The following is a 16,374-nucleotide window of genomic DNA, read 5'->3' as shown; positions in this document are numbered from 1 at the left end:
GATTGTTACACAATTCATAATTCCTTTTACATAATTATAGTTTGGTCATTTTAAGGCGTAAGCTGTTACTCACCACACTTACAGAACTCAGCGCCATAGCTGCTCCGGCAATCATGGGATCCAGCAGGAAGCCATTTACCGGGAATAATACACCTGCCGCAACTGGAATACCGATGACATTATATATAAACGCCCAGAAGAGATTTTGTTTAATGGTACGCACTGTTTTTCCGGATAATTTAAATGCCCGGGGAATACTGTTCAGATCTGAGGTGATCAGGGTCATTTTAGCCACATCCATCGCAATGTCAGCACCTTTACCCATCGCGATGCTCACATCTGCCTGTGCCAGCGCCTGGGAGTCGTTGATACCATCCCCGGCCATCGCCACTACTTTACCTGCCTGCTGCAACTCTTTTACAAATTCGGCTTTGTAGGAAGGCAGCACTTCTGCCTTGTAATGCTTAATGCCTACCTGTTGTGCCACAGCGGCTGCGGTGTGCGCGTTATCGCCGGTCAGCATGTATACTTCTATACCGCTGCGTTGCAATGATTCGATAGCCGCCCTGGACGTAGCTTTGATTTTATCAGCAATGGCGATTACGGCCAGCAGTTTTTTGTCGACCGCAAAGTAAACTACGGTATTGGCGGCAGCTTGTAACGCGGCGGCCTTCGCTTTAATAGTGGCATCCAGTATCACTTTATGCGCTTCCATCAGCTTTCCGTTACCTACATACCAGGTACTGCCTTCGTACCGTGCTTCTACTCCCTGCCCGGTAATGCTTTCAAAATGATCCAGCACCACGGGCGTTACATTGCTTTCCTGCAAGTGTGCCACTACGGCTTCTGCCAGCGGGTGTTCAGACTGGCGTTCCAGCGCATACAATACTTTTTGAGCGGTTTCTCCTTCCACATTCCAGGTAATATCCGTTACTACGGGTTTACCTTCGGTGATGGTACCGGTTTTATCCAGTATCAGTGCGTTTACTTTATGTGCTAACTCCAGGCTTTCCGCGTCGCGGATCAGGATATTGTTTTCAGCGCCTTTACCTACGCCCACCATGATAGCTGTAGGTGTAGCCAATCCCAGTGCACAAGGACAAGCAATCACGAGTACGGTCACCGCCGTGAGCAACGCATGACTGAAAGCGTTATCTGTACCTAATATCATCCAGGTAGCAAAGGTTAAGATGGCAATGCCTATCACTACAGGGACAAAGATGCCCGCAATTTTATCGACCAGTTTTTGTACCGGAGCTTTACTACCCTGGGCTTCCTGTACCATCTTGATAATCTGGGCCAGTAAGGTGTTGGCCCCTACTTTCTCCGCGTGGAACTGAAAGCTGCCTTTCTGGTTAATAGTACCCGCAAACACCGCGTCTCCGGCCTTTTTAGCTACGGCTACCGGCTCCCCGGTAATCATGCTTTCATCTACATAGGAAGTACCGTTGGCTACTTTACCATCTACCGGGATTTTTTCACCAGGCTTCACCATCAGCAGGTCGTTTACCTGTACCTGCGCAATCGGAATTTCGGTGGTATTGCCATCGCTGCCTACCAGCAATACAGTTTTAGGTTGTAATCCAATCAGTTTTTTGATGGCAGAAGAAGTATTTGATTTCGCTTTTTCTTCCAGTAATTTTCCGAGAGATATAAACGCAATCACCACCGCTGCTGCTTCAAAGTAAACATGTGCATGCAACCCGCGCTGGTGCCAGAATTCAGGGTAAAAGGTGTTGAAGGCGCTGAATAACCATGCAATACCGGTACTCAATGCTACCAGGGTATCCATGTTAGCTTTACCGAATTTGGCCTGCTTCCAGGCATTCACGAAGAAATGACGTCCGAGGAAAAACACCACCGGCGTGGCAAAAGCCATCATGATATAATTACCATACGGCATATCCATGAAAAACATACCGATGATCACTACCGGGAGCGATAACACCGCTGACCAGATTGTTCTTTGTTTGACATGCTGGTAGTGCTTTTGCTGTGCAGCCGCCTGTTCCTCCTCCTGGTTTTCTTTATTGATCAATAAATCATATCCTACACTGCGAACGCTGCGCTGCAGGCCCTCCGGCGTTACTACGGCGGGATCATACACCACCCAGGCCCGCTGGTTGGCGAAGTTTACGCCGGCATCAGATACGCCGGGAACTGATTTCAGCATAGATTCCACGCTGATGGCACAGGCAGCACAGGTCATTTCCAATACAGGGTAAGATTCTTTTATCTCTTGTTTCTTATGTGCAGCTGGCTGCACGGATATAGCGATTGACATATTTCTCTTGATTTTATGCAAAGCTACTTCCAATGCGAGGGGGAACTGTTACACTATTCAGGGTTATTTGTATATAATTTTAAGCCATCGGGTATTATTACTTTATCATAATAAGTTATAAAATAAAAAAACGCTTCCTTACATTTATAGCCGCATAGCGATTCCACGCGTTTCTTGATAACGACAATACCACAAATATGAAAAAAACAGTTTTGTTACTGGCCGCCACTATGATGACCTCCGTTGGGTGGGCCACCGTTCGTCTTCCCAACATTTTCGGGGATAATATGGTACTCCAGCGCGATAAACCCATTCCGGTGTGGGGCTGGGCAGATAAAAATGAAAAAGTCACCATTCAGTTCAATGGACAAACAAAAACCATTAAAGCCGATAAAAACGGACAGTGGAAAGTATTGTTGAATCCGGAGAAAGCGGGTGGTCCGTATAATTTATCGGTACAGGGAAAAAACAGTATTACCCTGCACGATATCCTCATGGGAGATGTATGGGTATGTAGTGGTCAGTCGAACATGGAATTTCCTGTAAATGCCGTATTCAATGCGGATAAAGAGAAAGCGGCATCTGCCAACCCCAGCATCCGTCATTTCTATTTGCCGAAAGATATTTCGGCTACCCCCAAGGCAGATACCAAGCCTGGCGCCTGGAAGGCGGCCAGCCCTGAAAATACCGGTGATTTTACCGCCGTTGGCTACTTCTTTGCCAAAGCCCTGAATGAGCAACTGCACGTCCCTATTGGCCTCATACACACCTCCTGGGGTGGCTCTATGGTGGAAACCTGGATCAGCCGCGACGGCATGGCCAATAACGAAGTGTTCAGTGAGCTCATGAAAAACACGCCGGTATTGAATATCGACTCTTTTGCGATCGCCAATAAAAAAAGAATCCAGCAGATCATTCAAACCAAACAGGGTAGCATCCCTGATGCCGCGACCGCTGCCGGTTGGTCGGCCGAAAACGTAGCGGATCAGTCCTGGGATAAGATGGAAGTGCCTGGCGCCTGGGAAACGCGGCAACTCGGCGACTTCGACGGTATAGTATGGTTCCGCCGCAGCTTCGATGTAGCGGCATCACAAGCCGGTCAACCCGCGGAATTAAGTTTGGGCACAATAGACGACAACGATATTGCCTATATCAATGGCGTCCGCGTAGGCAGCACCAATGCTTATAATGCCACCCGCCTGTATAAGATTCCGGCTGGTGTGCTAAAAGCCGGCAAAAATACCATTGCAGTAAGAATAGAAGATACCGGCGGCGGTGGCGGTTTTACCGGAGATGCGGCTGATATGTTTGTGAATATAGCAGGCCACAAACAGCCACTGGCGGGCAACTGGGCTTACCGTATAGCATCCGCTATTATACCCGATGTAAGTGTAAGCCCCAACAGCTACCCTTCTCTGTTGTATAATGCCATGATCCATCCCATATTACCATTTGCCATTAAAGGCGCCATCTGGTACCAGGGCGAAACCAATGCCGGCCGTGCTTATGAATACCGGAAATCATTTCCGCTGCTCATCAACGACTGGCGCAGATTGTGGAACCAGGGCGAGTTTCCGTTTTACTTTGTACAATTGGCCAGCTTCAATTCTGCCAATGGCAACAGCCAGCGGGGAAGCAACTGGGCAGAACTGAGAGAAGCACAAACGCTTACCCTGAACATGCCTAATACAGGCATGGCCGTTATTACAGACATTGGCGAACCTAAAGACATTCACCCACGCAACAAGCAGGATGTAGGAAAAAGACTGGCCGCCGTTGCTTTACACAACACCTATGGTCAAAACAATGTATACAGCGGTCCGGTGTATCAATCCATGCAAACCAATGGCAACAAAGTAACACTTAGCTTTACCAGCGTAGGCGGCGGTCTTACCGTAAACGACAAATATGGCTATATCAAAGGCTTTGAAGTAGCCGGCGCCGATCAGCAATTCCATTATGCCAAAGCCTATGTGGCTGGCGATAAAGTGGTGGTGTTTTGCGACGAAGTAAGTAACCCGGTAGCCGTGCGTTACGGCTGGGCCGATGATAACCTGGAGGATAATCTTTTTAATAAAGAAGGTTTCCCCGCAGCGCCTTTCCGCACAGATAACTGGAAAGGAGTTACTGAAAATAATAAATACATTGTTGGTAAATAAGGTGATTATTTCGGGAGATGGGTACCGCCGTGTACACGCGTAATAAACGCTTATATCCCGTGGCTATCCTGCCGCCGGATTTTCTGGATAAATAGCCTTATTTTTCTTAAAATACAAAGAGGGTGTCTCAAATTACTTTTGAGACACCCTCTTCTTTTTTCTACTTACGATAACTGATCAGGCATGCCGACGGGACTTCTCTATTTCCATCTCCCTATAACCTGATTAACTTGGCACTACTCACTTTACGTGTTTGCTGACTGGTGACTCTGATAATCCACGTGCCCACATGTACCTTACTGATATTGATACTTACGGGTTGCACTCCTTTTGATGCAGGCACATACACCTGTTGTATCACGGGTGCGTTTCCATGCAGGTCCATTATTTCTATCAGTAATTTATCACCTGGATTACCCTCTACTTTCAACCGAATCTCGTTGCCATTAGCAGGATTAGGGTAGGAAAGCAAGGAGGAAGGAGCAATCGATTTAGATAGCACTGCATTATTTACGATGGCTGCGCCGGTACAATCTCTCACGTATTCCCATGGCTTTCCGGAGCCCGTATTCAGATCTGGTCTATCGCCCTGTGTCCACCATTTGGAGTTATATACTTTACCGGCATATACTACCTGGCTACCTCCATTATAAGCCGTAGTAGCTACCCATGCGGCAATGCCACCGCAACCTCCGCCACCGGCAGGATTTACCACCACATTTACAACAGCTGAGGTAGTGGAAGCACCACCATTATCCGTTGCCTTAGCTGTAATGGCGTAATTACCGGCAGTTACATTGGTCCAACTATAGCTATATGGCGCACTGGAATCTGTTGACAGCAAAGTAGTACCATTATAAAAAGTAACGTAAGAAATGGTACCGTCTGCATCAGCAGATGTAACGTTAACGGCTATACTGGCAGGAGCAGTAAATGCTGCATTATTAGCAGGTGACGTAATGCTCACTGTTGGCGGCGTATTGCCCGGTGTGCCGCCACAATCCCTTACATATTCCCAGGGCTTTCCTGAGCCTGTATTCAGATCTGGCTGTTCTCCCTGTGTCCACCATTTGGAGTTGTATACTTTGCCGCCGTATACGACCTGGGTACCTCCATTGTATGCAGTAGTAGCTACCCATCCAGCAATTCCATCGCAACCACCGCCACCAGCAGGATTTACAATGATATTCACGATACCGGAAGTCGTAGATGCGCCACCGTTATCCGTTGCCTTAGCTGTAATAGCGTAGTTACCTGCTGCTACATTGGTCCAGCTATAGCTATATGGCGCAACGGAATCTGTTGACAACAATGTGGTACCATTGTAAAACTCCACCCTTACAATAGTGCCTGCACTATCTGTAGCCGTAGCGTTTATCAATACGGTTGCTGGCGCAGTGTAAGTGGTGTTATTGGCAGGAGCTGTAATGTTTACCACAGGTGGTTTATTACCCGGGGTATTTACTTTCACTGTAACAACAGACGACCTTGTGCTGTCGCCTTTATTATCTGTTGCCAGCGCCGTGAGGTTGTAGGTACCCACAGGTACATTGTTCCATACAAAGGAATACGGAGCCACGCTATCTGTTGCCAGCAGTGCATTGCCGTTATAGAATTTTACAGCGATCACGATGCCATCGGAATCACTGGCTGCAGCCTGGATGGTAATGCTGGCCGGTGCATTGTAATTGGTATTGCCGGCCGGAGCTGTAATGTTTACCACAGGAGGTTTATTTACCACGGTAGTGCCAAAGAAATAATCGTAGTAGTTACTGGCAAACTCATCGCCATGCACTTTATCCCAGTTAACCGACCAGGTCATGATACCTCTGAAGTTCGGATAACCGGCAGGTTTGCGCAACGTGTAGGCGCCGCCGTATGCCTGTCCTTTAATTAAATAATCCAGTGCTTTCTTCACATTCACCGGGGTAGTATAACCACCGCCTGCTGCACTGGCGGATGCCGGTACACCAAAGGCCACCTGGTCTTCCCGGAGTGGTGGAAATACTTTACCTGTACCGGATACCGGGAATCCCTGCAACAACACTTCCGACATGGCTACTATGAAATCGGAAGTAGCCTGGCTGTAGATACCATTGTCGAGTCCCATCACAGAACCTGTATTATAATATTGCGGATGGATGAAAGTGAGCTCTGTGCGTACACCATGAATCACCGGCAAATAAGCGCCTACCAGTGGTCCATAGGTGGAGCCATAAGCGGTTTGTACATAATAGGTTTCTGGCGCCATGGTCAGCCAGCAGTCTTTACCGAGTCCTTTGCGGTAGGCCACTACTTCTTTAATAGCGGCTATCAGGTTCACTACTTTTGGGGTAGTAGGATTTGTAAAATCATTGTCGCCGCTGTTGAGTTGCAGGTTAGCACCGCCTTCGATGTCTATATCAAAGCCGTCAAAATTATATTGGTCCAGCAAGGATTTCAGGGAAGTAACGAAGGCTTGCTTTTGTGCTGTGGTGCTAAGGTCCAGCGTACCCGTTTCGCCGCCAATAGACAACAGCACTTTTTTGCCCTGTGATTGCAGGTAAGCCACATCCGAAGCAAATACTGCCGGAGTGGTATTTTCCGGTACAAAGCTCATCGTGGCCTTATCCGTACCACTCATGGCAAATGCAATTTCAATCACATTGTATTTCGGGTTCACATTACGGAGAGGGATATACGGAGAGGCATCTGTAGGAGTGCCCCAGTTTTGCCAGTAGCCTACAATCACTTTGCCGGTGCTCACAGAGCCGCCGGTCACCGTGATATTGGCCACCGTAGAAGTAGTGCTGGCGCCTTTATCATCCGTAGCAATGGCTTTGATAGCATAGCTGCCGGCGGTTGTGCTGGTCCAGCTATAAGCATAGGGTGCCGTACTGTCAATGGCTAACAGCGTAGTATCCCGGTAGAAAGCCACTCGTTTCACCACGCCATCAGAATCACTGGCAGATGCCTGTATGTTGATAGTAGCAGGTAGAGTAAAAGTGGTATTGTTGACCGGTGAAATGAGATTTACTTTGGGCGGGATGTTGCCTGTTACATTGCCGGCAAAAACTTCATTGATCTTATTGACCAGTGGAGAAGTGGTGTTGGGGCAATAGATCAGTTTTCCTTTCGCCTGTGTAGCGGTCGTCATATTGAGCATATCGCCGAATACCTGCCAAATGATCACACCTGCCAGACTATTATCTTTGATATACTGGGCCTTTTCACCAATGGAGCGTTCGTTATCATAGCTGAGGAAAAAGCTGCCATTAGTTTTATAAGGCACTTTGGCTACATCATCCCAGTGATCTGTCCAGCCGGAGCCACTACCTGTTTTATTGAGGACGTAGCTATAGTTGGGTGTACCGTCCCATTGGTCTTTAGCCCAGTTGGTATAATCGGCGCAGGTTTGTATGGGTCCGTCAGGTTGCACGGTTTCTGCGCGTTTAACGGTAGCACCATTCAGGGCAGCCGCACCGCTGGTAATCACCCCCCGACCGTAAAAAGGGGCGCCCAGGTTTACTTTACTCATGTTTACGCCCAGCGCACGGAGTGCCTGCGTAGTAGCATTGAGAGAAAAGCCACTGTATTCCGCACCAGGATAATCATATAACGGCGCATTATGTCCGGCTTTATTGGACCAGCCACCATTATAGTCATAGGTCATCATGTCAAAATAATTCATGGAATTATTTAGTCTTGCCCAGTCGAAACCCTGTAGCTTAGCGGGTGCGGCAGCAAAGCAGGCCGTGATGATTTTACTGGGGCCAATAGCTGCACGTAGCTGCTCTACCAGGGCAGCAAAGTTGGCGAAATCTGTTGGTCCATAATGCTCGATGTTCATACCGGGATCGTTGGGATATTCCCAGTCAAAGTCGATACCATCAAAACCCATGCTGATCAACTCCTGGCAGCCTGCAATAAAACGGCCCCTTTTGGTGGCATCTGCGGCCATTTCAGGATAGTGTTTACACATACTCCAACCGCCGATGGAAGCCACTACTTTTACGCCCTTCTGATGCGCCAGGTCAATCACGCCGGGGGCACCCCCCTGTTTGGGAACGGATAAAGGGAAAGATCCAGTTTTACCGGTGTTGACATTACTCCATCCGCCACCGGCATTGCGATAGCCCAGTGAATAAGCATAACTGCCATCCGATATATTATAAAGGATGTCCAGTTCTCCATAAAGCAGGTACATGTCCCAGCTGCTGTAAATATCTGTATTTACCAATGCTGCCGGGGCTTGTGTGGCACCTACCTGGTAAATATTTTTATTGCGGTAGTCGCCACTGTGCAAGGAACCATCTACCGCTACGCCAAAGAAAGAAAAATTGAGCTGGGTGTACTGCGAGTAATCCACATTCAAATGATTGTAACCGCCAGCGGGTACAATACCTGCGATGTTTTTCCAGGCGTCCCATTGGGTGATATAGCCTATCACCTGCTTATTGTGTTGATGAGTGGTGGCTGGTACAGGCGGGCTTACCTGCGCCATCAGATTGCTGCATAGGAGGCCTGGCAGTAGCCAGCATGCCAGCAGCATCCGGCGTACGATGCCGGTTCTTAATGCAAAGAGGGAATTCATACTGTTGATTTTATTGTGGTTGAAAAAAAATCATACGTCTTGGCTGATATGGTTTGCTATTACACACGCTACGGGAATTCCAGGCAACGGTCGCCTTCATTACAGGTTTAGTTTTTCAAATGCAGAATTACACAATGGAATGCACATTACAGCGGCTCTCAAAAGCGATGTCGGACAGGCGTCCGAGTAGTACTATCGGAAAGAATAAATTATTTTTTATCCCGAAATAATTCCATTCGGGTCGATCACCTGGCTGGAATCATCAAATATTTGGCTAATTAAGGCCCCCCTCCTGGATGGACGCAATACCTTTGCGCACAAAAAATACCTCCAACCAGCCAACTGGTATATGCCAAAATGCTCAATTTTATGATCTCGCGTCACCATTTCCCACATTAGCAGGCAGTAATAGTGTTGACGAAAAATGATAACTTTATAAGGCCAGCGATCTTTTACCATGTATTTTACCCATCTGCCCGATCATACGCAACCAGGCTTTGATGAAGCACAGCATTTTGAGCGCTTCAGCAAACACAATATCATCTTCCATGCGGAGAGCAGGGAGAGTTTTTGCGACGACCATGTTGGCTGTCTTTCTATAAAAACGGTATTAAGCGGAACAGAGATTTATGGGATAGATGGCCGGCAATTAGCGGTTCGCCCGGGACAATTCCTGGTCTTAAACAACGAACAACGTTATTCCTGCCGCATTCGCAGCAAAGAAAAAGTACGATGCCTATCTGTCTTCTTTAAAAATGAATTTGCGGCCGCCGTATTTTCCGACACCCAACACACAGACACCTGGTTACTGGACAACCCTGCCGACAGCATCCATAGCACTCCTGAGTTTTTTCAGACACTTCGCTCCATTACACCCGCTATGAGCCGGCAATTATACCATCTCATATCCCTGCTCGAAACCAACGGCTACCAGGAAGCCATGACAGATGAGTATCTCGTATTCCTGTTGCGCCACCTGTTAAGTATGCATGGATCAGATGTAAGAGCTACCAACCTGGTGAAGGCCATTAAAGCCGGTACCCGGCAGGAAATATATAAACGTTTATGCGTAGCCAGGGATGTGCTCCACTCTGTACCCGGACAAAACATTGATTTAACACAAATCGGCGCCCAGGCTGGCTTATCGGTACCGCAACTGGTCAGACAGTTCAAAGCGGTTTTTCATACCACACCGTACCAGTATCTGACCGGCATCCGGTTACAACAGGCGGCCGACTTCTTACAACACAGCCAGGAACCCGTGCAGGACATTGCCTGGATGTGCGGATTTGAAAGTGCCAGCGCTTTTTCCAGGGCATTTAAATCGGCCTATGGGGTGCAACCTACCTACTTCCGGATAAACGGATAATTTGAGCATTTTGGCATAGTCCCCGTAGCTGAAGATCGCTACTTTTAGTGGTATGATAAGTAAGCTCATAAAATTCAGCACTTTTATATCCATGCTTTGGCTACAACAAGCCACAGCACAACAGATCCCCCTTTACGAAGAGAGTGTGCCCAATGCCCGCAAGGCCCCGGCAGATTTCCTGGAACAAACAGATGCCGATGAGTGTGTAACCCGGATCACCCAACCGGCACTCATTCCTTTTTTTCCGAAGAAAGAAAATGCCACCGGCACCGCCATACTTATCTTTCCGGGTGGAGGCTACCGCCTCTTGTCGCTCCCATCGTGTGAAGAAATTGCTAAAGCGCTGAACGAAAAAGGTATTGCTGCTTTTATTGTAAAGTATCGTTTGCCCAATGATACCATCATGATCAATAAATCTATTGGTCCGTTGCAGGATGCACAGGCCGCTATCCGGCTAGTGCGTAAAAGGGCCACAGAATGGAGCATTAACCCTGCCAAAGTAGGTATGATGGGACTTTCAGCCGGTGGACACCTGGTATCAATGGAAGGCACACAAGCCAACAGGATCGTGATCGATAACAAAGAAAACATTTCACTCCGGCCAGATTTCATGGCATTGTTATACCCGGTGATTATCTACGACCCGGCTATTCCACGAACCCGCGAAAACCTCATTGGCAAAGACCCCTCGCCGGAATTACTACACCTCTATAGTACCGATAAACATGTTACCGCTACTACTCCACCCACCTTTATGGTACACGCCGCAGATGATGACGTCATCCCAGTCAAAAACACCCTTTCGTTTTTTAATGCACTGTTACAAAACCATGTAAAAGCAGAAATGCATATCCTGCAATCAGGTGGACACGGTTTTGCATTGACTGATTCGAATAGCAAAGACCATTGGTTTAAGATGTTCAACAGTTGGTTGATGGAAAATGGATTCTGAGAAAATATTGATCCCCTATAAATAAAAGTAGCTGCCTCAAAAAGACAGCTACTTTGTCTGGGATAATTATTTAGAATAATAACGGTGCGGGTAACAATATCACTTCCTCTTCTGCCACTACAGCCGCTAATGTTGTTATCAGTTTTCGTACCTGCGTTTCCGTTTCGGCATCGGTAATCACACCCGCCTCGTTTACTTTCCGCTTCACGCCAGATACCACCAACTGCGCATCCTCTCCTATTTTAGACTCTATAATGAGTAAGGTTCCCAACAGCGACTGATGCGCCTTATATCCAGAAGTGCCCGCCGTAATCAATGCCACCGGTTTACGGGAAAAATGCATGGAGGAAACGGTCCAGTCGATGGCATTCTTCAGCGTTCCCGGTACGCCAATGGCGTATTCCGGCGAACAAATCAATACGGCATCAGCTGCTGCCAGTTCTTCGCGGAATTGCTGTACGGGGGCTGGTGCACTCTCTGGTGTCATATCTTCGTCCGGGTTGAAATGGGGCAAGGCTGTCAGCCCGTCCCATAACTGCACATCGAAGATATCTGCACTTAAAGTGGTAATCGCTTTAATCAGGTGATGATTGGAGGAAACCTGGCGGGTGCTTCCGCAAATCGCCAGTACTTTTATTTTATGGCTCATGATAGTAGATCCTGTTATGTGGGCTCAAATATAAATCAATCCACAGGAAAGAAGGGAAGCAGCGACGGCAAATTTCCTATCCCCTCATTTTTTTTGTATGTTGCACTATTCCCAACAAACCTATAGTCGATTGTAACACATTGGATACATGAAAAGAAGTACTTTTATTCAGCAGGTTACCGCAGGCATTATCCTTCCTTCCCTGCTGGGCGCCAATAAGCTACTGGCTGGCACCGGTGACACCGCTTTTGCAGATAAATTGCTCACTGCACCGGTAGGCGGCGGTTTTAAAATGGATGATTACTGGGTATGGGACCCTTCTGTAGTAAAAGGAGAAGACGGGCAATATCACATGTTCGCCTCCCGCTGGTCGAAAGACCTGGGCTTTGGTAACTGGGTTACCAATTCGCAAATTGTAAGAGCCGTGTCGCCTACCCCGGAAGGCCCTTACACCTTTGCAGAAGTAGTACTGTCGCCCCGCGGCAAGGATTATTTCGACGGCCTGGTCACCCACAATCCAAGAATAGTAAAATATAAAAATAAATACCTGCTTTACTACATGGGTACCTCCTACGATTTCAAAGTACCCGATAACCGCGAAGACGTATGGGCCGATGGACGCGCGCAACGCGCCTGGATGCACAAGCGTGTAGGCATGGCCGTATCTGACTCGGTTTTCGGGCCCTGGAAACGGATGGACCACCCGGTCATATCACCCCGCCCCGGCAAATGGGATGCCTCTATTACCTCCAACCCTTCACCGGTGATCAAACCCGATGGCAGCGTATACCTGATGTATAAATCTTCTTCCAAAGACCAATCACCCCCATTATTGCTGGGCGCCGCCGGCGCCAAACGCTATGATGCTGTATACGAACGGCTTTCAGACAAACCTGTTTTCTCCTTTCATAGCAAAGAAAACATGGACAACGATGTGGAAGACCCATTTGTATGGTGGTCCGGAAAACAATATGAACTGATCATGAAAGATCGCTTCGGACATATTTGCGGAGAAGAAGGCGGCGGTATTCATGCTACTTCGAAAAATGGCATCGACTGGAAATTATCCAGTCCCGTAAAAGCCTATTCACGTGTTGTGAAATGGAATGATGGCACTACCACCCATCAGGCCAACTTTGAAAGACCATTTCTTTTATTTGAAAATGGCAAACCTACGCATCTGTTTGCGGCCACCGGCTCCGGCCCCAGACCGTATGAAGTAGATAAGACATGGAATATGGTCATCAACCTAAAATAATACCTATGGAATCTTCTATTCTGGCTACTCTTTTCTTCATGGCTGTAGCTTTTGTTATTCTCTGGATATGTTATTTCTTTTCCCGGAAAATATACCGCGTATTTCAAACCAAAGGCGATACAATAGCACTCACAGCAGGGATCATTACTTTTGTCCTCTGCTTGCTGATCATCGTTGGTAGCATTACCTACTTGATTCTCCTCAATTTTTCGCTGGGAAGAGGATAATTTTTTTGTGGGACTGTATGGAATAAGATAGTCATCCACCTAAATAAAATTGGGGATTTATTTCCTATTCAAAGCCGTGATTCTTTTAGCTGCCTTTGATGTCAAATAAATCCATCCTTCCGCCAATAACAAATTGGGAACAAATCCCAACCATGCATCGATCATGTATAGTGTGAGCGGATCTATATCAAAACTGCGCGATAATATTTCCTTCCAGGTTCTGAGCGTAATCGCAGAAAGCGTTAGCGCATAACTCCGGATCATAAAACGCCGGTGTGCAGCGATGTCCCCTCTTTTGGCCGTCACAACGCCCTGCCAGGTAAACCAGCACCATAAACAATCCAATATCGTAAAAGCGATTTTAGATGGCAGCAAGCCATTGGCATAAATAGCCATGATCATGCCCGCCGGAAAATTAATGGCCATGATATTCCAGGCATACAACCGCCCCACTAACCGATGTATGGAAGAACGTTCTTTAAGCAGATCTCCCGAAAACTGCGTAAATCCTGCCATCAGGGCAAAAATCGCAGAAAATACATGCACATAAAAAGCAGTCTTCCAAACCTTATTACCTACGTATGCCTGCTTCAACTGTAAAAAACCAACATTATCCTGCAGGACGGTATACTGCAAAATAGTTCTCAGCATTAAAAATGTAGCTGCACATAGAAGCAGGTAAACAATAAAAGCGCACAATATCTGGCCTATAATTTTCAAGTAAGGAAGCTTTTTCCCAAAATACCATTTTTCTATCACTAACAAATAGTTGGTCAAGAGGGAAAATCAGGCAGAATAAACAATTGTTTTTAGTAAAATTGCAGTAGCTAAAACAATCTCTGGTCGGCCATGAAAAGATTTACAAGCATTGCAGGATTATGCGTGCTGCTGATGAGCATTAGCACCCTGCTCTCTGCGCAACGAAAAATAACAGGCATCTTCCACGATAGAAATGATTTCCTGGGTAATCAGCTCAACTATCACGATAGCAGCGCCCCGGCCTCGATTAAATTATATACTTTGTCTCCTAAAAGCTATGTCACTATCCACTGTAAAGACAGCGTTATACAACTAAACAAGAAAGACATTTTTGCTTATCGGCTTACTAACGGAGAAGTATATAGGATCATTGGCAACCATAGCTACCAGGTGCTCAATAACAATCCGACCATACTGCTGTATAAAAGAAAAATCCCTGCTTCGCCCAAAGAAGGACCTACAGACCAGTTCAAATACTATTTCTCCGCAGCCAATGGGCAGCTACAAACATTAACTGCCTGGAATCTGAAACAGGCATTCCGCGATCATCCGGCCTTAGCAGACCAGATAGATGCTTTATTTAAAAGGGATGCCGCACTCATGGACTACGACAGCTTCCACCAGATGTATAAACTGGAATGGTTGCTGAAATAATTACCGGTGCAACGCCTTTAAGATGAAATCCACAATAGGCGTAGAATCCGGGAAACTATGTGGATGATGCGCAAAACCCGGTTTATGCATCACCGTTATATCGCCACCGGCTGCACGTACTTTGGCTTCAAAAGGAAGCGTATTTTCAGCAGGAATTACATCCCGGTCCTCATCTGCCAAAACATGCAACATAGGATATTTCCCTTTTACAATCTCGTTTACCTTATACAGGGGACTGCCTGTAAACGCTAGTGCTGCTGAATCAGTGGGCAGCTGATAATCTTTCTTAAACGTTTCCCACTCATTGCGGCCAGCCAGTTGCTTTTTATACTGTATGCCCGGCCAGCTCGTAAGGTCGATTACCGGGTTGTCTACATATACCGCCGCCACCTTATCCGGATTTACTGCGGCCCAGTTATACACGTAGATACCACCCCGGCTCATGCCTTCCATCACCGCTTTGGCAGCCAGTCCTCTTCCATGCAACATCGCATAGAAATCATTCCACAACTGAATCGCTTCTTCATTACCAAATAATTCTGACGCATCACAATACACTACATGGAAGCCTCTTTCCAGCAATGCAATATCTGTTTGTGGCTCATGCCCCCAAAAGCGGGCCCGCCAAATCCACGGATAACCTGCCGCTTCCCGTACCGGTGCTACCACCTTGCAATCGCGTCCCTTAAAATCAAAATCCGCCATCCGATAGCCATAAAAATAACTTAAAGACACGTGATTAGGTAAATTATTAAGAAGATCCAAAGAGGGCGCTGCTTCCGGATGAATCACCTCATACAACGTTTTCGCCATCAGGGTAGTGCCTTCCAGCCCTGGATGAATACCATCCGGCAACAACGCAGGCTTCCCTATAAACAGGGAATTTAAATTCACCACCTCCACATTTTCTTCATGTGCTACCCACCTCACTTTCGGCACAAGGCGATTAGCAATCACCGGATCCCAGATCTGCGTGGTGTCGGTCACAAACGACACAATCGGCAATAACAATACAATACGCGGCTTTGAAGGCAAGGCCTTAAACGCTTGTATCATGTCACGATAATCTTTCTCGTACTCATCCAGGTACACCCGGTTCACCAGCTTACTGTCGTTCCCTCCCAGATCAATGAGCACCACATCCGGGTTGGCGGCCAATGCAGCCTTATATTGTGGTGTATTCCAATAAGGATGATCTCCCTTTTTCAATAAGGTAGTGCTGCTCACACCGTAGTTGGTGACCAGGTACCCCTTTCCCAGCATGCGTTCCAACTGGGCAGGATACGACTGCGTTTTCGGATCCGCTAATCGCGCACCGGCACAGATACTGGCGCCCAGACAGGCAATTTTTACCGGCTTCGCAGCCGCAGACATATGATAAAATAAAACGGACAACAGTACGAGGTACCTGAAAGTCATATGCATCAATTATACGTGGAAGAATAGGGTGTTAAGATAATAAAATATTCCACGTATATCCGTTATAGTTG

General features: G+C 47.1%; 11 protein-coding genes. 6 read left to right on the top strand and 5 right to left on the bottom strand.

Annotated elements, in window-relative coordinates:
• Window positions 1-34: 34 nt before the first annotated feature.
• Window positions 35-2,284: a heavy metal translocating P-type ATPase gene (locus tag AC5ZC7_RS08265; RefSeq protein WP_496162678.1), complete on the bottom strand. Its 2,250-nt coding sequence runs from the start codon at window positions 2,282-2,284 to the stop codon at window positions 35-37.
• Window positions 2,285-2,481: 197 nt separating this feature from the next.
• On the opposite strand from AC5ZC7_RS08265, the gene AC5ZC7_RS08260 reads away from it, so the two are divergent.
• Complete coding sequence (locus AC5ZC7_RS08260) at window positions 2,482-4,443, top strand: sialate O-acetylesterase (RefSeq protein ID WP_496162677.1); 1,962 nt, start codon at window positions 2,482-2,484, stop codon at window positions 4,441-4,443.
• A gap of 214 nt (window positions 4,444-4,657) precedes the next feature.
• Here the strand turns inward: AC5ZC7_RS08260 and AC5ZC7_RS08255 are convergent, their stop codons facing one another.
• Window positions 4,658-9,016 carry a glycosyl hydrolase family 18 protein gene (locus AC5ZC7_RS08255; RefSeq protein WP_496162676.1) on the bottom strand — a complete coding sequence of 1,453 codons (4,359 nt, stop codon included), beginning with the start codon at window positions 9,014-9,016 and terminating at the stop codon, window positions 4,658-4,660.
• 457 nt (window positions 9,017-9,473) lie between these two features.
• On the opposite strand from AC5ZC7_RS08255, the gene AC5ZC7_RS08250 reads away from it, so the two are divergent.
• The gene (locus AC5ZC7_RS08250; RefSeq protein WP_496162674.1) at window positions 9,474-10,385 is read left to right on the top strand and encodes a helix-turn-helix domain-containing protein; all 912 of its coding nucleotides are present in this window, start codon (window positions 9,474-9,476) and stop codon (window positions 10,383-10,385) included.
• Window positions 10,386-10,437: 52 nt separating this feature from the next.
• The gene (locus AC5ZC7_RS08245; RefSeq protein WP_496162673.1) at window positions 10,438-11,337 is read left to right on the top strand and encodes a prolyl oligopeptidase family serine peptidase; all 900 of its coding nucleotides are present in this window, start codon (window positions 10,438-10,440) and stop codon (window positions 11,335-11,337) included.
• 70 nt (window positions 11,338-11,407) lie between these two features.
• Here AC5ZC7_RS08245 and AC5ZC7_RS08240 read toward each other — a convergent pair whose 3' ends face one another.
• The gene (locus tag AC5ZC7_RS08240) at window positions 11,408-11,986 is read right to left on the bottom strand and encodes an NAD(P)H-dependent oxidoreductase (RefSeq protein ID WP_496162672.1); all 579 of its coding nucleotides are present in this window, start codon (window positions 11,984-11,986) and stop codon (window positions 11,408-11,410) included.
• Window positions 11,987-12,134: 148 nt separating this feature from the next.
• On the opposite strand from AC5ZC7_RS08240, the gene AC5ZC7_RS08235 reads away from it, so the two are divergent.
• Window positions 12,135-13,244, top strand: a complete 1,110-nt coding sequence (locus tag AC5ZC7_RS08235) for a glycoside hydrolase family protein (RefSeq protein WP_496162671.1) — start codon at window positions 12,135-12,137, stop codon at window positions 13,242-13,244.
• A 5-nt stretch (window positions 13,245-13,249) separates the two neighbouring features.
• Window positions 13,250-13,471 (top strand): hypothetical protein, encoded by a 222-nt coding sequence (locus tag AC5ZC7_RS08230; RefSeq protein ID WP_496162670.1) that lies wholly within the window; start codon window positions 13,250-13,252, stop codon window positions 13,469-13,471.
• Window positions 13,472-13,528: 57 nt separating this feature from the next.
• Here AC5ZC7_RS08230 and AC5ZC7_RS08225 read toward each other — a convergent pair whose 3' ends face one another.
• On the bottom strand, window positions 13,529-14,122 hold the full coding sequence (locus tag AC5ZC7_RS08225) for a DUF2306 domain-containing protein (RefSeq protein ID WP_496162669.1): 594 nt from the start codon (window positions 14,120-14,122) through the stop codon (window positions 13,529-13,531).
• A gap of 198 nt (window positions 14,123-14,320) precedes the next feature.
• Here AC5ZC7_RS08225 and AC5ZC7_RS08220 point away from each other — a divergent pair, with 198 nt between their 5' ends.
• A complete protein-coding gene (locus tag AC5ZC7_RS08220) occupies window positions 14,321-14,884 on the top strand; it encodes a hypothetical protein (RefSeq protein WP_496162668.1) in 564 nt (187 codons plus the stop codon).
• On the opposite strand, the gene AC5ZC7_RS08215 is transcribed toward AC5ZC7_RS08220, so the two are convergent.
• Window positions 14,885-16,303, bottom strand: a complete 1,419-nt coding sequence (locus AC5ZC7_RS08215) for a GDSL-type esterase/lipase family protein (RefSeq protein ID WP_496162667.1) — start codon at window positions 16,301-16,303, stop codon at window positions 14,885-14,887.
• Between the last annotated feature and the right edge of the window lie 71 nt (window positions 16,304-16,374).

The sequence above is a fragment of the Chitinophaga sp. 9-1-y genome (assembly GCF_059511905.2).
This window is presented reverse-complemented; position numbering and strand designations above follow the sequence as displayed.